Annotated in this window: 20 protein-coding genes and 1 pseudogene (1 of these 21 running past the window's edge); 15 read left to right on the forward strand and 6 right to left on the reverse strand. The window is 66.0% G+C overall.

Annotation, left to right across the window (positions count from 1 at the left end; genetic code table 11):
* Nucleotides 1-25 precede the first annotated feature (25 nt).
* The gene (locus F3K02_RS26735) at nt 26-1,078 is read left to right on the forward strand and encodes an ABC transporter ATP-binding protein (protein ID WP_177139669.1); all 1,053 of its coding nucleotides are present in this window, start codon (nt 26-28) and stop codon (nt 1,076-1,078) included.
* 24 nt (nt 1,079-1,102) lie between these two features.
* Here F3K02_RS26735 and F3K02_RS26740 read toward each other — a convergent pair whose 3' ends face one another.
* Both F3K02_RS26740 and F3K02_RS26745 read right to left on the reverse strand, forming a co-directional pair.
* Nucleotides 1,103-1,597 (reverse strand): Lrp/AsnC family transcriptional regulator, encoded by a 495-nt coding sequence (locus F3K02_RS26740; protein ID WP_177139672.1) that lies wholly within the window; start codon nt 1,595-1,597, stop codon nt 1,103-1,105.
* A gap of 103 nt (nt 1,598-1,700) precedes the next feature.
* Nucleotides 1,701-2,393: pseudogene (locus F3K02_RS26745) on the reverse strand (aminotransferase class III-fold pyridoxal phosphate-dependent enzyme); the annotation flags it as partial.
* Here F3K02_RS26745 and F3K02_RS26750 point away from each other — a divergent pair.
* From F3K02_RS26750 to F3K02_RS26760, 3 genes are read left to right on the forward strand one after another with little or no spacing between them, the layout of a single operon-like run.
* Complete coding sequence (locus F3K02_RS26750) at nt 2,362-3,090, forward strand: enoyl-CoA hydratase/isomerase family protein (protein ID WP_425485647.1); 729 nt, start codon at nt 2,362-2,364, stop codon at nt 3,088-3,090. The pseudogene F3K02_RS26745 and the gene F3K02_RS26750 overlap by 32 nt on opposite strands.
* 40 nt (nt 3,091-3,130) lie before the next feature.
* Nucleotides 3,131-3,622 (forward strand): SDR family NAD(P)-dependent oxidoreductase, encoded by a 492-nt coding sequence (locus tag F3K02_RS26755; RefSeq protein ID WP_177139676.1) that lies wholly within the window; start codon nt 3,131-3,133, stop codon nt 3,620-3,622.
* Nucleotides 3,610-3,789, forward strand: a complete 180-nt coding sequence (locus tag F3K02_RS26760; RefSeq protein WP_177139679.1) for an SDR family NAD(P)-dependent oxidoreductase — start codon at nt 3,610-3,612, stop codon at nt 3,787-3,789. Before F3K02_RS26755 ends, F3K02_RS26760 begins: the two co-directional genes overlap by 13 nt.
* A gap of 184 nt (nt 3,790-3,973) precedes the next feature.
* Here the strand turns inward: F3K02_RS26760 and F3K02_RS26765 are convergent, their stop codons facing one another.
* Nucleotides 3,974-4,891: a LysR family transcriptional regulator gene (locus tag F3K02_RS26765; RefSeq protein WP_177139681.1), complete on the reverse strand. Its 918-nt coding sequence runs from the start codon at nt 4,889-4,891 to the stop codon at nt 3,974-3,976.
* 164 nt (nt 4,892-5,055) lie between these two features.
* Between F3K02_RS26765 and F3K02_RS26770 the strand changes: the two genes are divergently transcribed.
* From F3K02_RS26770 to F3K02_RS26800, 7 genes are all read left to right on the forward strand, one after another.
* Nucleotides 5,056-6,015, forward strand: coding sequence for a Bug family tripartite tricarboxylate transporter substrate binding protein (locus F3K02_RS26770; protein ID WP_177139683.1), 960 nt, complete (start codon nt 5,056-5,058; stop codon nt 6,013-6,015).
* A gap of 33 nt (nt 6,016-6,048) precedes the next feature.
* Nucleotides 6,049-6,897, forward strand: a complete 849-nt coding sequence (locus F3K02_RS26775; protein ID WP_177139686.1) for an HTD2 family dehydratase — start codon at nt 6,049-6,051, stop codon at nt 6,895-6,897.
* A gap of 10 nt (nt 6,898-6,907) precedes the next feature.
* Nucleotides 6,908-8,089, forward strand: coding sequence for a CaiB/BaiF CoA transferase family protein (locus F3K02_RS26780; protein ID WP_177139688.1), 1,182 nt, complete (start codon nt 6,908-6,910; stop codon nt 8,087-8,089).
* Nucleotides 8,089-8,907, forward strand: a complete 819-nt coding sequence (locus tag F3K02_RS26785) for an HpcH/HpaI aldolase/citrate lyase family protein (protein WP_177139690.1) — start codon at nt 8,089-8,091, stop codon at nt 8,905-8,907. Before F3K02_RS26780 ends, F3K02_RS26785 begins: the two co-directional genes overlap by 1 nt.
* 26 nt (nt 8,908-8,933) lie before the next feature.
* A complete protein-coding gene (pcaB, locus tag F3K02_RS26790) occupies nt 8,934-10,289 on the forward strand; it encodes a 3-carboxy-cis,cis-muconate cycloisomerase (protein ID WP_177139692.1) in 1,356 nt (451 codons plus the stop codon).
* A gap of 75 nt (nt 10,290-10,364) precedes the next feature.
* Complete coding sequence (locus F3K02_RS26795) at nt 10,365-11,285, forward strand: porin (RefSeq protein WP_177139694.1); 921 nt, start codon at nt 10,365-10,367, stop codon at nt 11,283-11,285.
* A 93-nt stretch (nt 11,286-11,378) separates the two neighbouring features.
* A complete protein-coding gene (locus F3K02_RS26800; RefSeq protein WP_177139695.1) occupies nt 11,379-13,409 on the forward strand; it encodes a 4-oxalomesaconate tautomerase in 2,031 nt (676 codons plus the stop codon).
* Nucleotides 13,410-13,599: 190 nt separating this feature from the next.
* Here the strand turns inward: F3K02_RS26800 and ccoG are convergent, their stop codons facing one another.
* A complete protein-coding gene (ccoG, locus tag F3K02_RS26805) occupies nt 13,600-15,018 on the reverse strand; it encodes a cytochrome c oxidase accessory protein CcoG (RefSeq protein ID WP_177139697.1) in 1,419 nt (472 codons plus the stop codon).
* 17 nt (nt 15,019-15,035) lie between these two features.
* Nucleotides 15,036-15,695: an acyl-CoA dehydrogenase family protein gene (locus F3K02_RS26810; RefSeq protein WP_177139700.1), complete on the reverse strand. Its 660-nt coding sequence runs from the start codon at nt 15,693-15,695 to the stop codon at nt 15,036-15,038.
* Between the two features lie 153 nt (nt 15,696-15,848).
* Between F3K02_RS26810 and F3K02_RS26815 the strand changes: the two genes are divergently transcribed.
* The 3 genes from F3K02_RS26815 (at nt 15,849) to F3K02_RS26825 (ending at nt 18,459) form a co-directional block, all read left to right on the forward strand.
* Nucleotides 15,849-16,235, forward strand: coding sequence for a CidA/LrgA family protein (locus F3K02_RS26815; RefSeq protein ID WP_177139702.1), 387 nt, complete (start codon nt 15,849-15,851; stop codon nt 16,233-16,235).
* On the forward strand, nt 16,235-16,915 hold the full coding sequence (locus F3K02_RS26820; protein WP_177139704.1) for an LrgB family protein: 681 nt from the start codon (nt 16,235-16,237) through the stop codon (nt 16,913-16,915). The genes F3K02_RS26815 and F3K02_RS26820 overlap by 1 nt, the downstream gene beginning before the upstream one ends.
* 107 nt (nt 16,916-17,022) lie before the next feature.
* A complete protein-coding gene (locus F3K02_RS26825; protein ID WP_281362911.1) occupies nt 17,023-18,459 on the forward strand; it encodes an aminotransferase-like domain-containing protein in 1,437 nt (478 codons plus the stop codon).
* A 296-nt stretch (nt 18,460-18,755) separates the two neighbouring features.
* On the opposite strand, the gene F3K02_RS26830 is transcribed toward F3K02_RS26825, so the two are convergent.
* A complete protein-coding gene (locus tag F3K02_RS26830; RefSeq protein ID WP_177139706.1) occupies nt 18,756-19,157 on the reverse strand; it encodes a GreA/GreB family elongation factor in 402 nt (133 codons plus the stop codon).
* 721 nt (nt 19,158-19,878) lie between these two features.
* On the opposite strand from F3K02_RS26830, the gene F3K02_RS26835 reads away from it, so the two are divergent.
* Nucleotides 19,879-21,370: the 5' portion of a SurA N-terminal domain-containing protein gene (locus F3K02_RS26835; RefSeq protein WP_177139708.1), read on the forward strand. It continues 410 nt past the right edge of the window; only the first 1,492 of its 1,902 coding nucleotides appear in the window; its start codon is at nt 19,879-19,881; its stop codon lies beyond the right edge, outside the window.

The following is a 21,370-nucleotide window of genomic DNA, read 5'->3' on the forward strand; positions in this document are numbered from 1 at the left end:
CCATTGAACAAGAAAGCGAGACAACATGGCATCGGTCACCATCCAGGACGTGCGCAAGAGCTACGGCAGCGTCCACATCATCCGCGGTGTCAACGTCGACATCCGCGACGGCGAATTCGTCACCCTCGTCGGTCCATCGGGCTGTGGCAAGTCGACCTTGCTGCGCATGCTGGCCGGTCTGGAGGACATCAGCGAGGGCCAGATCCGGATCGGGCCCAAGGTGGTCAACGACATGCCCCCGAAGGACCGGGACATTGCCATGGTTTTCCAGAGCTATGCGCTCTACCCGCACATGACGGTCAAGGAGAACATGGCCTTCTCGCTCAGGATGAAGGGCGCACCCCAGGCCGACATCGCGCCCAAGGTGGACAAGGCAGCCAAGATCCTCGACCTGGAGCACCTGCTGGACCGCTACCCCAAGCAGCTCTCGGGTGGCCAGCGCCAGCGCGTCGCCATGGGGCGGGCGATCGTGCGCGATCCGCAGGTTTTCCTGTTCGACGAGCCGCTATCCAACCTGGACGCCAAGCTGCGCGTGCAGATGCGCACCGAGATCAAGGCGCTGCATCAGCGGTTGAGCACCACCATCATCTACGTGACGCACGACCAGGTGGAAGCGATGACCATGGCCGACAAGATCGTGGTGCTCAATGACGGTGTGGTCCAGCAGGTGGGCACACCGCTGGAGGTGTACGACCACCCGGTCAACCTGTTTGTCGCCGGCTTCATCGGCAGCCCGGCGATGAACATGCTCAAGGGCCGCTTGCAGGCCGACGGGCTGCTGCTCAATGGTCGCCATGTGCTGCCCTGTGCGTCGGTGCCCGGCGCGCGCATCGGTGCGGAACTGATCTACGGCGTCCGTCCCGAGCACTTCCGCTTCGACGATGCGGGCTTCGAGGCCACGGTCGAGGTGATCGAGCCCACCGGTTCGGAGACCCAGGTCATGGCCTCCGCGGGCGGACAGCCCATCACGGCCGTGTTCCGTGAGCGGGTGGCCTCTCGGCCGGGCGACACCATCCGGCTGGCGGTGGACGGTGCGCATACGCACCTGTTCGACCCCGCCAGCGGGCAGCGCGTCTGAGGCCGCGCTGCCTTTGCTGCTGCATCAGCGCTGGTGCGGAAACAGGCGCTCGATGGGGCAGTGGGTCTTGATGAACGGCGACTTGATCACGATGTAGCTGAAGTACTTCGCAATCCCGATATTGCGTTCCAGTAGTTCTTCAATCACCTCCTGGTAGTGGATGACCCCACGGGTCAGGAAGCGCAGCAGGTAGTCGTAGCCGCCGCTCACCAGGTGGCATTCGAGCACCTCGTCCTCTTCTCGGATGGCCGCCTCGAAGCGGGCGAAGTCCTCGCGGCGGTGGTCGGCCAGCGTGACTTCGGTGAACACGGTGAGCGTATCGCCCAGCTTCTCCAGCCGCAGGTGCGCGCCGTAGCCGGCGATGTAGCCCGCCTGTTCCAGCCGCTTGACCCGGATGAGGCAGGGGCTGGGCGACAGGCCCACGGCATCGGCCAGGTCCACATTGGTCATGCGCCCGTTTTTCTGCAACTGGGCCAGGATGCGCAGGTCGAGGCGGTCGATCTTGGTGGCGTCGTTCATCACGGAGTCCTGTGGACTGTAGGGTATCCCGATATTCTGCAGCTGTGCAGCTGTGCAGCTGTGCAGCTGTGCAGCGGCCTGTCGACCTGTGGAATGCCAGTGCTCAGTCTTTCAATGCCGCGCGCACATCGGGCTCGGCCAGCACATCGTCGAGCGTCTTTTTCAGGCGCTCGAACATCAGGCCGAAGTCCGACTCGGTGAAGGTGAGGGCCGGGGCGAAGCCCAGGATGTTGTCGCCGAACGCGCGGAAGACGATGCCGTTCTGGTAGGCGGTGGCCGCCATGCGGTTGGGCAGGTCCAGTGCGGTGTCAAAGCCGGCCTTGGTGGACTTGTTGCTCACCAGTTCCAGCGCGCCGAGCAGGCCACGGTGGCGCGAGTCGCCCACCAGCGGGTGGGCCAGCAAGCCGTCCAGGCCCTGGCCGAAGGTACGGGCCACGCGCTGGCCATTGGCCAGCACGCCACCTTCCTCGTACAGGCGCAGCACCTCCAGCGCCACGGCGGCGCTCACCGGGTGGGCTGAATAGGTGGCGCCGTGACCAATGGGGGCTCCCTTGGGTGCACCGTCGGCAATGGCTGCGTAGACCTTGTCGGACATGAGCGTGGCGCCCATGGGAACGTAGCCGGAGGTCAGGCCCTTGGCCACGGTCATCAGGTCGGGCTCGACACCTTCCGCATCGCACGCAAACATGGGACCGGTGCGGCCGAAGCCGGTGATGACCTCGTCCACCACGAACAGGATGTCGAGCGCGCGGGCGGCTTCGCGCATGGCCTTGAGCCAGCCTTTGGGCGGCACGATGAAGGCCGACCTTGCCCGCGCCTTCTTCGAACTGGCCCGCACCGACGACCAGGTGCGAGCGGTGCTCGTCACCGGCAGCGGTGACCGGGCGTTTTGCGCCGGTGCCGACATCAAGGAACGCGCGGGTGAAGTGGTGTGCGGCAGCGAGTACTTCGTTCGCCAGAAGGCCACCCACGACCTGTTTCGCAACATCGAAGAGTTCGAGAAACCCGTGGTCGCCGCCATCAACGGCGTGGCCCTGGGCGGCGGGCTGGAGATCGCCCTGTGTTGCGACATCCGGCTGGCCGCGTCCACCGCGCGTTTTGGCCTGCCCGAAATCAAGCTGGGGGTGATCCCGGCCGCAGGCGGCACGCAGCGCTTGCCGCGTGTGATCGGCGAAGCCCGGGCCAAGGAACTGATCCACATGGCCGACCTCATCGACGCCACCACCGCATTGGGCATGGGACTGGTCAGCCGCGTCATGCCCGCTGAAGAGCTCTTCCCCACCGCGATGGAATGGGCGAGGCGCCTCGCCCAACACCCGCCCCTGGCGGTGCGCTTTGCCAAACGCGCCATCAACCGCGGCATGCAGACCGACCTGGATTCCGGGCTCGAATACGAGCGCTATGCGGCCTCCATGCTGGTCGACAGCGAAGACCGCGTCGAAGGCATGCGCGCCTTTGTCGAAAAGCGCGCACCGCGTTTCGTCGGGCGCTGAATCAAAAACCAACTTTCAACAACATCATCAAAGGAATCGTATGCAATTGGGATTGAACGGACAGGTCGCACTCGTCACAGGCGGCGGTCAAGGCGTCGGGCGCCAAATCTGCCTGGAACTGGCCGCTGAAGGCGCACGGGTCGTCGTCAACGACCTGTTTGAGGAACGTGCCCAAGCGGTGGCCGACGAGATCACCGCCGCTGGCGGCCAGGAAAACATCCGCGAGTTCTTCGTGTCGTTCCCCGTCCAGGCCGCAAGGCAGTTTTTGCACAGCCACGCCATTCAGGTCGATGGCGACCGCGGCACGGGGACCAGCTACCTGGATGGCCGCCCGGTACGCGACGGAAAAAGTTACTACGTGGTTGGTCGATTTGACGACGAATACATCCGCATCGATGGGCGATGGGTGTTCCAGCGGGTGGTGCTCACCGTGCACTACATGGTTGAAGCGAGCGATCGGTGGGACCGCCTCATTCCATTGAAAAAACCTTCGCCGGAGCTTCAACGAAACGGTCTTCCATGTTCGACCTGACCGGCCAGACCATGTTTGTGACCGGAGCGACCAGCGGCATCGGCCGGCCCATCACCGAGGCATTTCGGGTAGCTGGCGCGGCGGTGGTGGTGGCCGACATGAACGGCGAGCGCCTTGCCGAACAGGCGGGTTGCCTGAAGGACCTGTGTCCGAAGGTCAGCGTGTAGCCGACTTCAGGGAGCTGATGATGGGCGAGGGGCGGCGCAACCGCCTGCGCCACGGCGCCTTGCCGGGGGCGTTGCTGCATAACCCCACAAGTCTGCCGCTTCGTCGAGGTCGTCGTCGACGAGTCCAGGACCGACCACCTGCGGGGGCTGCTGTACAGGGATGCCATCGATTGTCTTGAGCACGTCACCGACCTCTTCTATCTTTGGATTTCACCTGCAGTTCTGAGCACAAGTCATAAAGCTGCTGAGCGGCGGGGGACAGCACCGTCGATCGGCGCCTGATCAACCCCATCTTGCGTTTGACAACAGGGTCTACCAACGGAACGCTCATCAGCAGCGGGTGGTCTGATCCGGGCATCGCCATGGAGGGCACCACCGCCACGCCCAGGCCCGCTTCGACCAGGCCGATCATGGTCGTGCCATGCTGGGTCTCGTACATGCTCTGGGGTTGACCCGGCAGGCCGGCCAGAGCCTGGTCGATCAGCAGCCGGTTGCCCGAGGACTTGCCGGCCGAGATGTAGTCGTATTGCGCCAGTTCGGTCCAGCGCACCTGCTTCTTTTTCGCCAGGGGATGATCGCGCCGACAGGCTGCAACGAACTGCTCTTCCAGCAACGGCTCGAACTCCACATCGGCTTCCTGTGAGCCGATGAAGTTCAGGCCGAAGTCCACCTCGCCACGCGCTACGGCCAGCAGCACGTCGTTCGCGCTGCCATCGATGATCTTCACCCGTATCTTGGGATAGCGCTCGTGGTAGACCGCAATCACGTGCGACAGAAAGTAGTTGACGGCCGAGGGCACCGACGCGATCGTGACCTCTCCCATTCGGGTGGCCGCCACGCCGCGAATGCCCAGCAAGGTGGTGTCCAGCGCGTCCAGGATGTGCCGCAACTGGCGATCAAAGTCCCGGCCTACCGCAGTCAGGCTGACGCGTCGCGTGGTGCGCTCCAAAAGGCGCGTACCCAGAGCGCTTTCCAGCTTGTCGATGCGCCGGCTGAACGCCGGCTGCGAGATGTGGACCGACTCCGCCGCCTTGCGAAAACTGCCCAGCTCAGCCACGGCCCGAAAGGCCAGCAGGTCGTTGAGATCGAAGTTGATGGCCATGAAAATCCCCGGATCTGATTGATGTGAATTGTGGATCAATCCATATCAAATATGCAATTCACAGCAGCATCGACTCGGAACATCATTCGCTTGCGGTTGTGGATGGGACCCCTCAAGGCCTTTCGCACCGGTTCACCGACACCGACCCGAACAGGAGACAAGACATGAACAAGCTGCTCGCCACCATGATCGTGGGCACGGCCATCACCCTCACGCCACTGGCCATGGCATTCCCCACCAAGACCATCACCATCGTGGTTCCGACGGCGGCCGGTGGCGGCAACGACCTGATGGCTCGCACCATTGCCCAGAAGCTGGGCCCCATGCTCGGACAGAGCATCGTGGTGGAGAACCGCGCTGGCGCCAACGGCTCGATTGCCAGTGAGTTTGTGGCGCGCGCTGCGCCCGATGGTCACACCCTCATGCTGGGCTACATCGCGACCCACGCCATGAACCCGGCCTTGCAGAAGCTGCGCTACGACCCTGTCACCGATTTCGAGCCGGTGGGCCTGGTGGGCTACTCGGCCACGCTGATGGTGGCAAATGCCAATACGCCCGTGAAGGACGTCAAGGACCTGGTTTCCCAGCTCAAGGCGAAACCCGACAAATACACCTATGCCACAGCGGGCAATGGCACCGCGCCTCACTTCGCCGGCGAACTGTTCAAGCTGAATGCGGGCGTCGTGATGCTGGGCGTGCCGTACAAGGGCGCAGCCCCGGCTGTGAACGACACCATCGGCGGTCAGACCCAGTTCATGTTTCCCAGTCTGTTCACGGCGCTGCCGCACGTGAAAGGCGGCACGCTCAAGGCGCTGGCCGTGGCCGGACCGAAGCGCTCGCCCTTGCTTCCCGATGTGCCGACCCTGAAGGAGGCCGGTGTGGATGGCGTGGAGGTGCAGCAGTGGTACGCCTTGTTTGCGCCCGGCAAGACGCCCAAGGCGGTGGTGGACCGGCTCAACAAGGCACTGAACGACGTGTTGAGGGACAAGGACGTCATCAAGCGAATGGAAGATCACGGCGCCGATGTCGAGACCAGCACGCCCGAGCAGCTCGGTGCCATGGTCAAGAGCGAGCTGGTCAAGTGGAAAGACGTGGTGACGAAAGCCAAGCTCACCGCGGAATGATCATTCAGAGCCAGTTCAGAAGAGTCAAGAACCATGGAAAACATCTCGGACTGGATCGGTCGCCAGGAATCGGTGCACGACACCATCGGTGCCACGCCCGTGAAGGCGCTGAACGCCACCCTCGACCACCCCGCCATGGCGGTGGTGCCCGGGACACCGCTGCCCCCGCTGTGGCACTGGCTGTATTTTCTGCCGCTGCACCGGCAGAGTGAGATTGGCGCTGATGGGCATGCGAAACGGGGCGGCTTTCTACCGCCGGTCCCGTTGCCCAGGCGCATGTGGGCGGGCAGTCAGTTTGAGTTCCGTTCGCCAGTGCTGGTGGGCGACGAAGTGGAGCGCACCTCGACCATCGCCAACGTCACCGAGAAGGCCGGGCGGACGGGCAAGCTGGTGTTTGTGAAGGTGCGCCACGAACTGCGATGCAACGGAGCGCCTGATCCTGCCATCGTCGAGTACCACGACATCGTCTACCGGGAAGCCAAACAGGCGACCGATGTGGAACCTCCGCCGGTGGTCGCACCCACTGGGGCCCCCTGGCAGCTGGAGATCGTGCCGGACGACGTGCTGCTGTTCCGCTACAGCGCGCTCACCTTCAACGGCCACCGCATCCACTACGACCGCCAATACGTGACCCAGGTCGAAGGCTACCCGGGCCTGATCGTTCACGGCCCTTTGATTGCCACGTTGCTGATGGACCAGATCCGCCGCCACCTGCCGGGTGCCGACGTGGCGAGCTTCAGCTTCAAGGCGGTGCGGCCCACGTTCGACCTGCACCCGTTCCGTGTCAATGGTGCGCCGCAGGCCGATGGCAAGACGGTGAAGCTCTGGGCGCAGGACCACGAGGGCTGGCTGACCATGGACGCCGTGGCCACGCTGCGCTGAAGGACGCACCATGCAACCGCTTCAAGGCATCACTGTCGTCACGCTCGAACACGCCATCGCGGCGCCGTTCGCCACCCGCCAGCTCGCCGACCTGGGTGCGCGCGTCATCAAGATCGAACGCCCCGGCATGGGCGATTTCGCCCGCGGCTACGACACCCGCGTGCGGGGCATCGCCTCGCACTTCGTCTGGACCAACCGCAGCAAGGAAAGCCTGACGCTGGACGTCAAACACCCCGAGGCGCAGGCGATTCTCAAGCGGATCATTGAAGAAGAGGCCGACGTGGTGGTGCAGAACCTCGCACCGGGTGCTGCCGCTCGTCTGGGCCTTTCTTACGAGGTCCTGAAGGTTGCCAGGCCGGGCATCATCGTCTGCGATATTTCGGGCTATGGCGACAGCGGCCCCTACCGCGACAAGAAGGCCTACGACCTGCTGATCCAGAGCGAGGCCGGTTTCGTCTCGGTCACCGGGACCGAAGACACGCCGTCCAAGGCCGGCCCTTCCATCGCCGACATCGCCGCCGGCATGTATGCGTACACCAACATCCTGGCCGCGCTGCTGCACCGCCAGCAGACCGGTGAGGGCCAGCACATCGACATCTCCATGCTGGAGGCCCTGACCGAATGGATGGGCTACCCGCTGTATTACAGTTTCGAAGGCGCAGCGCCCCCGAAGCGCACCGGCGCCAGCCACGCCACCATCTATCCGTACGGCCCGTTCCCCGCCGGGGACGGCAAGACCGTGATGCTGGGCTTGCAGAACGAGCGCGAGTGGAAAGCCTTCTGCGAGCAGGTGCTGCTGCAGCCCGCGCTGGCCGCTGACGAGCGCTTCGCGAGCAACCCGTTGCGCGTGGCCGCACGTGCAACGCTTTACGACATCATCGTGACCGCCTTCGCCGGGCTAAGCGCCGCCGAGGTGGTGCAGCGTCTGGAAACGGCACAGATCGCCAACGCCCAGGTGAACACCATGGCCGAGGTCTGGGCGCACCCGCAGTTGCAGGAGCGCCAGCGCTGGACCCAGGTGGACACCTCGGTCGGGGCGGTTCCCGCCCTGTTGCCGCCGGGTTCCTGGAGCCAGGGTGCACCGCGCATGGACGCCGTGCCCTCACTGGGCCAGCACACCGACAGCATCCTGAGCGGACTCGGCTACAGCGCCACGCAGCTTCAGGCCTTGCGCGAAGAGGGGGCGGTGTGATGCCGACCACCTACCTGTTTGTGCCGGGCAGCCGTCCCGAGCGTTTTGCGAAGGCGCTGGCCAGTGGCGCGGATCGGGTCATTCTGGATCTGGAGGACGCGGTGTCACCCGCCGACAAGCCGCAGGCCCGCGAGGCCATCGGCGCCTGGATCGCCACGCTGGACAGCACAGCGCGCGCTGCGATTCTCGTGCGACTCAACGACGCCCTGAGTCCCTGGCACGCCGAGGACCTGGTCTGGCTGTCGGCGCAACCTGTTGGCGAGGTGATGTTGTCCAAGTGCGAGTCGGCGGATCAGATCGCCGCCGTTCATGCACGGATGGCGCCCGGCGCCCGGGTGTTGCCCTTGATCGAGACCGTGCGCGGCGTGATGGGCCTGAACGACATCGCCCGCGCGCCACAGGTCTCGCGCCTGGCCTTCGGCTCCATCGACTACCTGCTGGACCTTGACCTGCCCGGTCCCGGTTTCGCGCTCGATGCGGCCGCCACGGCCATTGCCATGGCTTCGCGAGCCGCAGAGCTGCCGCCGCCGGTGGCTGGCGTCACACCCGAGCTTGAGGCCGGGCGCGTGACTGGCGACCTGCTGCACGCGCGCGGCCTTGGCTTCGGCGCCAAGCTGTGCATCCACCCCACCCAGGTGGGCGTGGTGCGCGAGGCCATGAGGCCCGATGAGCAGACGCTGGCTTGGGCATCGCGCGTGAACAGTGCCTGGCAGGCCGCGAGCAGCCAGGGCGCCATCCAGGTCGACGGCCGCATGGTCGACAAGCCCGTGGCGCTGCGCGCCCAACGCATTCTGGCCCTGGCGGGCCTTCCTATCTGAACCCCAGCTTTCTTTTGAGGAACACCATGGCTGCCACCATCATCGATTCCCGCATCTTCGGCGACATCTTCAGCGACAGCCGCATGCGCCATGTCTGGTCGGACGAGAACCGCACCGCCAAGTACCTGGACATCGAGCGCGCCCTGGCCAAGGTCCAGGGGCAGCTCGGCATCATCCCGCAGGAAGCCGCTGACGAAATCGTCCAGCACTGTGAGCTGTCCATGATCGACTGGGACCAGCTCAAGGCCAAGACCGAGCAGATCGGCTACCCCATCATCGCGGTGGTCAACCAGATCAACGCCAACTGCCGCGATCGCCTGGGCGAGTACTGCCACTGGGGCGCGACCACACAGGACATCACCGACACCGCTGCGGTGCTGCAGATGCGTGAGGGCCTCGCGCTGGTCGAGCAGGACCTCAAGGACATCTCGGATGCGCTGGCCGTGCTGGCACAGAAGTACCGCGACACCCCCGTCATCGGACGCTCCAACCTGCAGCAGGCCACACCGATCACCTTCGGCTACAAGATGGCCAGCATCCTGGCCGGCATGGATCGCCATCGCGAGCGCCTGCAACAGCTCAAGCCCCGTGTGCTCATGGGCGAGTTTGGTGGCGCCTCGGGCACGTTGTCGTCGCTGGAGAACGGCGCCATGGAAACCCAGGCCGCGTTGATGGAGGAGCTGGGTCTGGCCCAGCCGCTGATTTCCTGGCACACGGTGCGCGACACCATCGCCGAAGTCGGTGCTTTTCTCGGTCTGGTGGGCGGTTCGCTGGGCAAGATCGCCATGGACGTGAAGCTGATGATGCAGACCGAGGTGGGGGAGGTGTTCGAGCCTTATGCCCCCGGTCGCGGCTCGTCGAGCACCATGCCGCAGAAGCGCAACCCGATCTCCTGCCTCTACATCCACGCCAACATCTCTGTCGCCCGCCAGCACGCCGCCGCCCTGATGGACGCCATGGTGGCCGACCACGAACGTTCCACAGGCCCCTGGGAAATCGAATGGGTGTCGCTGCCCGAGATCTTCTGTCTCATGTCGGGTGCACTGAAACAGACCAAGTTCGTGTTGCAGGGCCTGGAGGTGGACGCCACCCGCATGCGGGCCAACATGGACATCACCAACGGTCTGGTCATGTCCGAGGCCGTCATGATGGGCTTGGGCCCGTACCTGGGCCGCGAGTACGCCCACGACCTCGTGTACGACCTGTGCCGCCAGGCGCTGGCCGAGAACCGTCCGTTGATCGACATCCTGGTAGCGCACCCGGAGATCAAGCAGCACCTGACCCGCCCCCAGCTCGAATCCTTGTGTGACCCGGTGAACCACCTGGGCCAGGCCGGTGTGATGGTGGACCGGGTGCTGGCAGCGCATGCAGCCCTTGTCTGAAGGTCCGCCAGGACGGCGTCCTTTCCGTATTTTTTTACGTTCCCTCAACCTGTATCTCACTGGAGACAAACCAAGATGAAAAAACAAGCGTTTGCCGCGGCCACCCTGTCCGCATTGACCCTGGGAGGCGTGGCGCATGCCCAGTCGTCCGTGACGCTCTACGGCGTTGCGGACATGGCGCTGGCGAAGGTCACAGGTCAGTCTTTGCGACTGGCAGGTGCGTCACCGCTGACCAATGGCAGCTCGCGCATCGGCTTTCGCGGAACCGAAGATCTGGGCGGCGGTCTGAATGCCTCGTTCAATTTCGAAGCCCAGGTCAATCCCGAAACCGGCGCGGCCTCAGATCCCTTCTTCGGTCGTGCGGCCAACCTGACGCTCAGCGGTGGTTTTGGGTCGGTGTTGTTGGGGCGGACCCTGAGCCCGGGCTTCCGCGCTGTCTCCGCATGGGAGTTGACCGGTGCCGCCAACTACAACCCCGTGAGCAGCCAGTTCTCTTATGTGGGTGTCAACTCCCGCAACAACAGCCAGATCACCTACACCACGCCCAGCTTCGGTGGCGTGACCGCAACCCTCGCGCACGTGCTCAAGGGCAACAACGCTGACGATGTTTCCAAGACCGAGTTCAACGTCATCTACCGTGGCGGTCCGCTGTCGGCCAGCCTGGCCTACAACAAATTGAGCAACAAGGACGCCAACCACATGGTGGGCGCCGCCTACAACTTTGGAGCGGCCCGTGTCGCGGCGAGCTACCAGGACGCGACGGGTGCCGGGCGTGGCAAAGGTTTCACTCTGGGTACTTCCATCCCGGCCGGTCCGGTCAACTTCATTGTGGATGTGGCGCGGGACACGGAGAACAAGGACACCGATCTGTTGCTGGAGGCACGCTACCCGCTTTCCAAACGCACCTTCCTGTACGCCGCTCACGCCCGCAATGGCAAGGGCAAAGCCGAGACCGATGTCAACGCCACATTGATCGGCATGCGCCACAACTTCTGATCCATCAGCTGTTCCTGGGTGACAGGCCGCTTTCGGGCGGCCTTTTTCGGTTTGCCGCCTTGCGCCAACGTCGTTCCAAAAGTAGAGTGAGCCATGAAGCTGTCCATTCCCTGTGTTCTCATGCGTGCAGGTACTTCGCGTGGTCCTTTCTTCCTGCGCGACTGGCTGCCCGAAGGTGACGAGGCGCGCGACCAGGCGCTGATCGGCGCCATCGGTGCGTCGGATCCGCTGCAGCTCGACGGCCTGGGTGGTGGCAGCACGCTCAACAGCAAGGTGGCCATCGTTTCGCGCTCCACCCGGACCGATTGCGATCTCGACTACCTGTTCGCCCAGGTGGGGGTGGGGCACCAGTCGGTGGACACCCGGCCCAACTGCGGCAACATGCTCTCGGGCGTGGCCCCGTTTGCGATCGAGCAAGGGCTGATCCCGGCGCAGGATGGCACCACCACCGTGCGCATCCACAACGTCAACACCGGCTCGCAGATCGAGGTGACCGTGTGCACGCCCGGTGGCAAGGTGACGTACGAAGGCGATGCGCGCATCGACGGTGTGGCGGGCACCGCGGCGCCCGTGCTGCTGAACTTTCTGGATGCCTGGGGCGCGGTGACCGGGCAACTTTTTCCCACGGGACAGCGCATCGACACCATCGAAGGCCTCGACGTGACCTGCATCGACGCGGCCATGCCCCTGATGATGTTGCGCGCCACCGACCTGGGGCTCACTGGTCGCGAGCGGCCGGCCGAGCTGGACGCCAATGTCGCGCTGCTGGCGCGCATCGAGGCGCTGCGGTTGCAGGCCGGACAGCGCATGGGTCTGGGCGACGTGTCGGGCAGCGTGGTTCCCAAACCGGTGTTGGTCAGTGCCGGTGACACGCCCAACAGCATCACCTCGCGCTATTTCACGCCCCACAAATGCCACGCGTCACACGCCGTCACCGGCGCCATTGGCGTGGCGACAGCCTTCGCCTTGCCGGGTACGGTGGCCAGCGGTGAGGCGCGTTCGCCCGGGCGCCATCCGCTGGTGGTGCTGCATCCGGCCGGACAGATCGATGTGGAGGTGGAAATCGATGGCTCGGGCGACGCTGCCACTGTGCAGAGCGCAGCCCTGGTGCGCACGGCGCGCAAGATCATGCACGGCATGTTGCACCTGCCGGGCTATGTGTTTCCGCCCGCGCCCGCCGCGAACGATGCCGTGCCCGGCGTAATGGCACAGCGCCAGTTCCCGCAACGCGAGGTGCACGTGATCGTGCCCACCAGCGCGGGCGGTGGCAACGACACCATGGCGCGAACCCTTGTGCGCAAGCTCGGTCCTCTGCTCGGGCAGTCGGTGGTGGTGGACAACCGGGCTGGTGCCAATGGCAGCATCGCCTGCGAGTACGTGGCTGCGGCCCAACCCGACGGCCACACGCTGATGTTTGGCTACATCGCCACCCATGGCATCAACCCGGCGCTGCAGAAGCTGCGCTACGACCCGGTGGCCGATTTCGCGCCCATCGGCCTGATCGGATATTCGCCCACGCTGCTGGTGGTGCCGGCCACGTTGGGGGTCGACAGCGTTGAGGACCTGGTGCGTCTGCTGCGCGAGTCACCCGGGCGTATGAGCTATGCCTCGGCTGGTGAGGGCACGGTGCCGCATTTCGCCGCCGAACTGTTTCGCCTGCAGACCGGTTCCCAGTTGCAGCGGGTGGATTTTTCCGGCGCCGCTCCCGCCATTGCCGACGTGGCCAATGGCCTGGTACAGGTCATGTTCCCCAGCCTGTTCACGGCCCAGCCCTATCTGCGAAGCGGGCGTCTGAAGGCGCTGGCGGTTGCCGGCCCGACACGCCTGCCCGCGCTGCCCGATGTGCCCACGCTACAGGAGGCGGGCGTGACGGGTGTCGAGATGACACAGTGGTACGCATTGTTCGCGCCGGCCAAGACACCGCCTGCGGTGGTGCGGCAGCTGAACACCGCGCTCAATGGCGTGTTGAAGGATCCCGAGATCGTGGCGCGCATGGAGGCCGATGGCGCTCAGGTGCAAACCTCCACTCCAGGTCAATTACACGACCTGCTGATGACCGAGAGCGAGCGCTGGCATGGTGTGGTGCGACAGGCAGGTCTGCGACCCGATTTGAGCTTTGACTGAATCTCGTAGGTTCATGCCGGGTGAATTGCCCGCAAGCACCGCAACCGATATCCCGGATCTTCTGCGACCCACATCCCTGTGGGACTTGTTCTGGACCTTCAGTATGCTGGCACTGCAGGGCTTTGGTGGGGACACAGTGCGAGCTGGTGGTGACCTGCCCCCCACCCGCCGAACAGGGGTTCTGGTGGGTTCAACGCGGCACCATGAAGGTGGACGATGTCTCGGCGTGCTCGATGGCATGGCCGTCGGTCCCAGCGATGCCGATGCGGATCGGCAGCACCTGGCCGGCCAGCACCCGGGCCTGTTCGGGGGGCAAGCGCAGCGTCACCGTCTGCATGTGGGCGCCCGCCGCCGCGAGGTGCACGCGCGCGGGGGCGGTGAGGCTCAGACCGTCGGCGCCGGCCACGTCCACCTGCACATCGCGCGCCCGTTCGCTCGCGTTCATCAGCTGCAGCCGGTACACGTTCTCGACCGCGCCGTTCTCGACCTGGCGCGCCAGCACCGCGCGGTCGCGCACCGCGTTCAGGCGCAGGGTGGGGCGGTGGATGAAGCTGAGCGCCATCAGTGTGGAGGCCAGGACGATCAGCCCGCCGTAGACGATGACCCTGCGCCGCCCCAGGTGCGCGCGCAGCGTCAGGGCTGGCATGCCCGCGTGGGACAGCTCGCGCTCCGACGCCAGACGGATCAGTCCCCGCGGCGCGCGCAGCTTGTCCATCACCTGGTTGCAGGCGTCGATGCACAGGCCACAGCTGATGCAGGCCGCCTGCAGGCCCTGGCGGATGTCGATGCCCACCGGGCACACCTGCACGCAGAGGGTGCAGTCCACACAGGCGCCGCTGCCGCGCTGCACCGGGTCGCTGCCGCGGGGGCGCGGCGCGCGGGGCTCGCCCCGGCGTTCATCGTAGGCCACGTACAGGGTGCTGGCGTCCATCAGCGAGCCCTGGAAGCGGCCATACGGGCACATGTGCTGGCACACGCTCTCGCGCAGGAAGCCCGCGTTGCCGTAGGTGGCCAGTCCATAGAAGCCGATCCAGAAACTTTCCCAGGGGCCGAGCTGGTGTGGCACCGCCTGGGCCAGTTCGCGGATGGGGGTGAAGTAGCCCACCAGCGTGAAGCCGGTCCACAGGGCGAGCAGCGCCCAGGCCAGGTGTTTGCCGCCGCGCCGCAGCAGCTTCTGGCCGTTCCAGGGGCTGCGGTCGAGCCGCAGGCGCGCCTGGCGGTCGCCTTCCGTGCGGTGCTCGATCCACTGGAACAACTCGGTATACACCGTCTGCGGACAGGCGAAGCCGCACCAGACGCGCCCGGCCAGCGTGGTGGCAAAGAACAGCAGCAGGGCGCTGATCACCAGCAGGCCGGCCAGGTAGATCAGGTCCTGCGGGTACAGCACAGCGCCGAACAGGAAGAAGCGGTCCGCCTGCAGGTCGAACAACACGGCCTGGCGTCCGTGCATCGTCAGCCAGGGCAGGCCGTAGAACAGCGCTTGCGTGAGCCAGACCATGGCCCAGCGCCAGCGCGTGAACACGCCCGTGATCGAGCGCATCTGGATCTTGTCTTCGGAGGGGCCGCACGCGGCGGACACGATGGGGATGGTGCGGGTGGGGGTCGCCATGGTCTGGGTGAAGGGGTTCAGGTGGGGGCACCCGGCTGGCCGCCCGAGAGGGCCGCGGCCACCGGGGCCAGGTGGGTGCGCAGTTCGGGGCCGCCAAGCCACTCGTCCTCGCGAAAGAAGACCGGGTTCATGCGCAGCGCCGAGCCGCGTTCGCTCGAACCGCGGGCCGCCGCGGCCTGCGGGGCCTCGACCGACAGGCCGTCTTCTTCGCTGCGCAGCAGCACCCAGCTCGCCGGGCCATCGCCCAGGTGAGCCGGTGCCACCAGCGAGAAACCTTCCCAGGGCAGGTTGGCGATGCGCTCGAAACGGCCTGTCAGCAGCCAGCCGCGACCCGTGTCGTGGCCGCTCAGCGGCGGGCCGTCCAGGGCCACCGTGCCGGCGCGAAGGCCGGTGAGCAAGTCGGGCAGCCACAGCTCACGCAGGGCCACGTTGCGCGAGCGCACCAGTGCCTCGATGGCCAGACGCTGGGCCCGCAGGATGTCGGCGGCTTCGGCGTCGTGCTCGCGCAGGTGCCGGGCTCCCGCAGCCAGGTCGGGCAGGGTTCCGCCCGTACCGCCTAGGGCGGGTGGCACGGCGCAGCGCAGCAGACCGGTGTCCACGACCCGCTGCAGTGCGCTTCGGGGAAGCGGGGTATTGGCGGGGGCGGTCGGATCGGCGGCCAGGGGTTCAGTGTGCATGCACCGTATGGTGGCCGCGAGGCATCTGATGGCCAAGGCCCAGATTTATTGAAAAGTGACCAGATCAGATGCGTTTTCGCAGACGGTCTGACCCGGCTGAAAATGCCCGAATCTGATCCGTGGCGCGGGGCGTTCGCGCGGGATACTCGTCCCATGTTGTTCAAGCTGTTGTCGGACGGACCGCGCACCTTCCGGGCCTTGCTGGCCGCCAGCGGCCTGGTGGGTCTGCAGTGGCTCGGCGATGCCGTGGTGACCAGATGGGGCTGGCTGGTTCCCGGCACGTTGGTGGGCCTGCTGCTCCTGCTCGGCGCCTTGTTCGCAGCGGGCGGGGTGCCGCAGGCGCTGGACGATGTGAGCACGCCGTTGCTGCGCCACCTGATGCTCCTGCTCATTCCGTCGGTGGCCGCCGTGGGCCTGTACGCCGGCTTGCTGTCACAACACGCCGCAGCGTTCCTGCTCGTGGCGGTGGTTGTCACGGCCCTGATGCTGGTCGTCACCGCCTGGACGCTGCAACGGCTGATCCGACGGTCGTCGCGCTGATGCTCTGGTCGGTGATCACGCTGGCGGCCTACCTGGCCGCGCTGTGGCTGTACCGTCGCAGCGGCCACCACCTGCTGTGCCTGCCAGTGCTCACCGGCACGGCCCTGGTGCTCGCCGCGCTGGCGCTGGCCGGCAGCGGCTACCCGGTGTACGCCGAGGCCACCCGCGTGCTGCGCTGGCTCACGGGGCCGGCCATCATCGCGCTGGCCGTGCCGCTGTACCGGCAGGCGGCCTTGTTGCGGCGGCTGGCCGCACCCCTGCTCGTCGCGCTGGCGGCGGGTTGCCTGGTGTCGGTGCTGGGCACCCTGCTGCTGTGCGGACTCATGGGCACGCCGATGGCTTTTGCGCTGTCGCTGGCGCCCAAGGCCGCCACCATGCCCATGGCCATGCTGGCGGCCGAGCGCGCAGGGGGTGTGCCCGCCGTGGCGGCCATGGCGGTGGTGGCCACCGGCGTGCTGGGCACCTGGCTAGCCGGGCCGCTGTTGCGCTGGCTGCGGGTGGATGAGGGGCCGCAGGGTGAGGTCGTGAGCAGCTTCACGCTCGGTCTTGTGGCACACGCCATCGGCGTCGCGCGGGTCCTGCAGACGCACCCGGGCAGCGTGGCTTTTGCGGCCCTGGCCATGGGGCTGAACGGGATCGCCACCGCGCTGGTGCTGGCCCTGCTGTCGCGCTGGCTTTGATCACGCAGCACCCGTCGGATCGGCCGCTGGAATCGGGGGCGCTGCCGGGCGCTGGCCCGACCGTCTGCGCTGTAACATGCCCAGGAAATTGGACCTGGGAAGATCAGATGACCGGCTTGCGACTGACCCGTTACCAGCAGCTGGCCGAAGACATGGCCGAGGCGATCCGTGGCGGCCTGCTGCGCCCGGGCGAGCGCCTGCCTTCGGTGCGGGCCACCTGCGCACAGCGCGGCGTGAGCCCGTCCACCGTGTTCCAGGCCTATGGCCACCTGGAATCGATCGGGCTCATCGAGGCGCGCGCCCGCTCCGGCTTTTTTGTGCGCGCCACGCGCCGGCCGGTGCGGGCCGGACCCGAGGTGGCGCCACCGCGCCGCGAAGCCACGCCGGTGGCCATCAGCGAACTGGTGTTCGACCTGCTGGGCTCCACCCGCGACGCCGATGTGGTGCCGCTGGGTTCGGCCTTTCCGGCACCGCACCTGTTCCCGTTCGATGAACTCGCGCGCAGCGGCGCGCGCGCCATGCGGCGCCTGAAGGCCAGCCAGATCACGGGTGCGCTGACCGCGGGTGACGAAGGCCTGCGCCAGGCCCTTCGCAAACGCTACACGCTGCAGGGTGTGCCGCTGGCCGACAACGAACTCATCATCACCAATGGCGCCATGGAGGCGCTCAACCTGTGCCTGCAGGCGGTCACCCGGCCGGGTGATGTGGTGGTGGTGGAGTCGCCCACGTTCTACGCCGCGCTGCAGGCCCTGGAGCGCCTGCACCTGAAGGCGGTGGAGGTGGCCACCGACCCGAAGGAGGGCGTGGACATCGAAGCGCTGGGCGAGCTGCTGGCCCGACAGAAGGTGGCGGCCTGCTGGTTCATGCCCACGTTCCAGAACCCGCTCGGCGCGCTCATGCCCACGGCCCGACGGCAGGCGCTGGTGGCGCTGCTGGCGCAGCACCGCGTGCCGCTGATCGAGGACGATGTGTACGGCGAGCTGCACGCGGGCACGCGCCGCCCGCCCCCGGCCAAGGCCTTTGACAGCGAGGGCGGGGTGTTGCACTGTTCATCGTTCTCCAAATGCCTGGCGCCCGGCTACCGTGTCGGCTGGGCCGCCGCAGGACGCTACGCACCCCAGGTCGAGCGGCTGAAGATGATGACCTCGCTGGCCACCGCCATCCCGCCGCAGCTCGCGGTGGCCGATTACCTGGCGTTGGGCGGCTACGACCGGCACCTGCGGCGGCTGCGCGAAGCCCTGGCCACGCAGCAGCGGCACGCCTTGCGTCTGGTGGAGCGGCACTTTCCGGCCGGCACTCGCGTCACCCGTCCCGAAGGCGGGTATTTCATCTGGCTGGAGCTGCCGCCCGAGGTGGACGCCCTGGCGCTGCACCACCGCGCGCGCGCCTGCTCCATCAGCACCGCGCCAGGCGTGCTGTTCTCGGCCGATCACCGCTTCACCCACCACCTGCGGTTGAACGTGGGGCATCCTGGCGATGTGCGTTTTGACGGGGCGATCAGGACGCTGGGGCGGCTGGCGGTGGATCTGCAGGCGGGCCGGTGATGGTGCCGCCGGCGGACCTGCTCGGCACATGGCGCCTGGCCAGCTGGCGCGCACGCTGACCCAGGCGCGCGAGGGGGCGTTCAGATAGGTCTTCGGGCTGTCGGCGAAATGGACCAGCCGCAGTGGGGTCTGGTGTTGTCTGGTCAGCAGGGCTGTGCGCTCCAGCGCGAGCGCGGACAGCGCCGTGAAATCGAGACGGCGAGGATGGAGTCGAAGTGCATGGGAATTCCTGGACGAACGAAGGCCCGCCCCGCGGCACAAGGCACGCGGAGCGTGGGATCGGTGGTGATGAACCGCTAGGTGGTGTAGTCGCCGCTGGCTTCAGGCTGAAACAGCAGCGTGACGATCTCGGCCGCGCACCCGTTCCCATTGGGGGTTCGCCAGCGGGCGATGGCACCCACGCGCTGGCCAAGCAGGCTGGCGCCCACCGGCGAGAGCACGGAGATGAAACCCTGGTGCGGTTCGGCGTCGTTCGGGTAGCACAGCGTGAGCTTCTGCCGCTTCTTCGACGCCAGGTCTTCGACAATGACCTGCGAGTACATCGTGACGATGTCGGGCGGGATCTCGCGCGAGGGGACGAGGTCGAGCGAATCGAGGGTGTCAACCAGCTCGGGCGGAAGTTGTTCGCTGTGCAGGTTGTTCAGGCGTGCGAAATCGATCTCGGTGAGCAGCCGCTCACCATCCTGGGGCTTGTGCATGTTGCACTCCAACTGGTGCAGGCGCGCCGCAAAAAGGCGACGCCCGCTATCGCGCTGGGCTGGGGCCCGGCGATAGATGGATTGCGCAAAAAGGAGGAAGGGGTATCGCCGGGCTTAAGAATGTGCGGCCGGCTGGCGCAGTCCCGCCGAGCCCATCAGCTTGCGACCGGCCACGGCGCCGCCTGCCGCGAGGCACAGGCGAGCTGCCGGGTGGGCAGTGTGGGTTGGATGGAGAGCCATGCGGGCATTGTAAGACGCAGCGTCATACAACATGGCATCCCGAAGCCGGGTGCTCTTTCAAACCGCGCGCGGGTGCGACGTCCTTGACGGGTTCTCCTTCGTGATCGGAACAGACTGCGCAGAACCTCCGCGCTCCTGGCGGGATTGCGTGCTCCCCTGCATGAGTGGGGATCAGGGATAAGAGCAGATAACGGCGTCAGAATCCTGTTGTCCGGGACGCTGTTTCTGCCCGAAGAGCGTTCGCTTGCGTGATCCGAGTAAAATTCAAGGCCACTTCCTTTCGCGAGTTGGTAAGCCAAGCGGGTTGTTTTTGTAAGTTATTGATTTTTAAGGGTTTTATAGCCCCTTACAAGGCGTAGGTCGGCGGTTTGACCCGTCAGCACCCACCATCATCGAAAAGGCGAACCCGGGTTCGCCTTTTTTGTTGCCGGCGCAGACAGAGCAGAGTCTGTTGCCGTTTGTTGTTTCAGGAATTCAAGGCATGTTCGAATCCATCCGCAATCACAAGAAGTACCTCATGGGCTTTTTGCTGATCCTGATCGTTCCCGGGTTCGTCCTGTTCGGTGTCCAGGGCTTTTCTGATCCCAACCCGGGCGGTGAGGCGGTGGCGTCGGTCGACGGCAAGGACATCACCCAGGCCGAATGGGACCAGGCTCATCGCGTGGAGTCGCAACGCCTGCGCGATGCCAATCCGACCCTCGACGCCAAGCTGCTCGACAGTGAAGAGTTTCGCTATGCTGCCCTGGAGCGTCTGGTGCGTGACCGTCTGCTGGTGACAGCGGCCGAAAAATTCAAGCTCTACACCAGCGACCAGCACTTGGCCCGTGCGCTGCAGCAAGACCCGGCCATTGCCGCCCTGCGCCGCGCCGACGGCACGCTCGATGTCGAGGCCTACAAGCAGCTCGTGGGTCGCCAGGGCATGACGCCCGAGATGTACGAGGCCAATGTGCGGGCCGACCTGTCGAAACAGCAGGTGGGGCAGGGCGTGACGGGTTCCGGTTTCGTACCGGCCGATCTGGCCCAACTGACGCTCAATGCCTTCTTCGAACGACGCGAAGTGCGCGTGCAGCGCTTTGCCGCTGCCGACCAGGCCAGCCGCGTTCAGCCCGCCGATGCCGATATCGAGCGCTTCTACCAGGAGAACCCGGCTCTGTTCCAGGCCCCCGAGCAGGCCGACGTGGAATACCTGGTGCTGGACGCAGCGGCCCTGCAGCAGTCTGTGACCCTCAACGAAGCCGATGTGCGTTCGTACTACGAGCAGAACGTGTCCCGTCTGTCGGGCAACGAAGAGCGCCGTGCCAGCCACATCCTCTTGAGCGTGCCCGCGGGCGCGCCCGCGACAGAAAAAGATGCCGTGCGCCAGCGTGCGCAGGCGCTGCTCGAACAGGTTCGCAAAGCCCCGCAAACCTTCGCAGCCGTGGCCAAGGCCGAGTCGAAAGATCCGGGCTCTGCGGCTAATGGCGGCGACCTGGATTATTTCGGTCGTGGCGCCATGGTCAAGCCCTTTGAAGACGCGGTGTTTGCGCTGGAAAAGGGCGCGATCTCCGACGTGGTCGAGACCGACTTCGGTTTTCACATCATCCAGCTGACCGATATCAAGGCGCCCAAACCGCGCAGCTTTGACGAAATGCGCGCGCAGATCGAAACCGATCTGAAACAGCAACAGGCGCAAAAGCTGTTCGCCGAAACCGCAGACACCTTTGGCAACCTGGTCTACGAGCAGGCAGACAGCCTCCAGCCCGCGGCCGAGCGCCTGAAGCTTGAAGTGAAGACTTTCAAGGGGCTGACGCGTCAGCCCGGTGCGGACGCCGGCGTGCTGGCGAATCCGCGGCTGCTCGATGCCATCTTCGCGCCCGAGGCGGTGCAAAGCAAGCGCAACACCGAAGCGGTGGAAACCGGATCCGGTCAGCTGGTCGCAGCACGTGTGGTGAGTCACGCCCCCGCCCGCACCAAACCCCTGGCCGAAGTGCGCG

The organism is Hydrogenophaga aromaticivorans (genome assembly GCF_013387465.1).
Lineage (GTDB): Bacteria > Pseudomonadota > Gammaproteobacteria > Burkholderiales > Burkholderiaceae_C > Hydrogenophaga > Hydrogenophaga aromaticivorans.

Excerpts from the sequence above, each read along its gene's own strand:
- F3K02_RS26750 (WP_425485647.1), top strand. The coding sequence starts at position 2,362 with ATGGCCTTGAGCCAGCCTTTGGGCGGCACGATGAAGGCCGACCTTGCC.
- F3K02_RS26780 (WP_177139688.1), top strand. The coding sequence starts at position 6,908 with ATGCAACCGCTTCAAGGCATCACTGTCGTCACGCTCGAACACGCCATC.
- F3K02_RS26740 (WP_177139672.1), bottom strand. The coding sequence starts at position 1,597 with ATGAACGACGCCACCAAGATCGACCGCCTCGACCTGCGCATCCTGGCC.
- F3K02_RS26765 (WP_177139681.1), bottom strand. The coding sequence starts at position 4,891 with ATGGCCATCAACTTCGATCTCAACGACCTGCTGGCCTTTCGGGCCGTG.
- F3K02_RS26735 (WP_177139669.1), top strand. The coding sequence starts at position 26 with ATGGCATCGGTCACCATCCAGGACGTGCGCAAGAGCTACGGCAGCGTC.
- pcaB (WP_177139692.1), top strand. The coding sequence starts at position 8,934 with ATGGCTGCCACCATCATCGATTCCCGCATCTTCGGCGACATCTTCAGC.
- F3K02_RS26760 (WP_177139679.1), top strand. The coding sequence starts at position 3,610 with ATGTTCGACCTGACCGGCCAGACCATGTTTGTGACCGGAGCGACCAGC.
- F3K02_RS26815 (WP_177139702.1), top strand. The coding sequence starts at position 15,849 with ATGTTGTTCAAGCTGTTGTCGGACGGACCGCGCACCTTCCGGGCCTTG.
- F3K02_RS26775 (WP_177139686.1), top strand. The coding sequence starts at position 6,049 with ATGGAAAACATCTCGGACTGGATCGGTCGCCAGGAATCGGTGCACGAC.
- F3K02_RS26795 (WP_177139694.1), top strand. The coding sequence starts at position 10,365 with ATGAAAAAACAAGCGTTTGCCGCGGCCACCCTGTCCGCATTGACCCTG.
- F3K02_RS26825 (WP_281362911.1), top strand. The coding sequence starts at position 17,023 with ATGACCGGCTTGCGACTGACCCGTTACCAGCAGCTGGCCGAAGACATG.
- F3K02_RS26830 (WP_177139706.1), bottom strand. The coding sequence starts at position 19,157 with ATGCACAAGCCCCAGGATGGTGAGCGGCTGCTCACCGAGATCGATTTC.
- F3K02_RS26755 (WP_177139676.1), top strand. The coding sequence starts at position 3,131 with ATGCAATTGGGATTGAACGGACAGGTCGCACTCGTCACAGGCGGCGGT.
- F3K02_RS26770 (WP_177139683.1), top strand. The coding sequence starts at position 5,056 with ATGAACAAGCTGCTCGCCACCATGATCGTGGGCACGGCCATCACCCTC.
- ccoG (WP_177139697.1), bottom strand. The coding sequence starts at position 15,018 with ATGGCGACCCCCACCCGCACCATCCCCATCGTGTCCGCCGCGTGCGGC.
- F3K02_RS26800 (WP_177139695.1), top strand. The coding sequence starts at position 11,379 with ATGAAGCTGTCCATTCCCTGTGTTCTCATGCGTGCAGGTACTTCGCGT.
- F3K02_RS26820 (WP_177139704.1), top strand. The coding sequence starts at position 16,235 with ATGCTCTGGTCGGTGATCACGCTGGCGGCCTACCTGGCCGCGCTGTGG.
- F3K02_RS26810 (WP_177139700.1), bottom strand. The coding sequence starts at position 15,695 with ATGCACACTGAACCCCTGGCCGCCGATCCGACCGCCCCCGCCAATACC.
- F3K02_RS26785 (WP_177139690.1), top strand. The coding sequence starts at position 8,089 with ATGCCGACCACCTACCTGTTTGTGCCGGGCAGCCGTCCCGAGCGTTTT.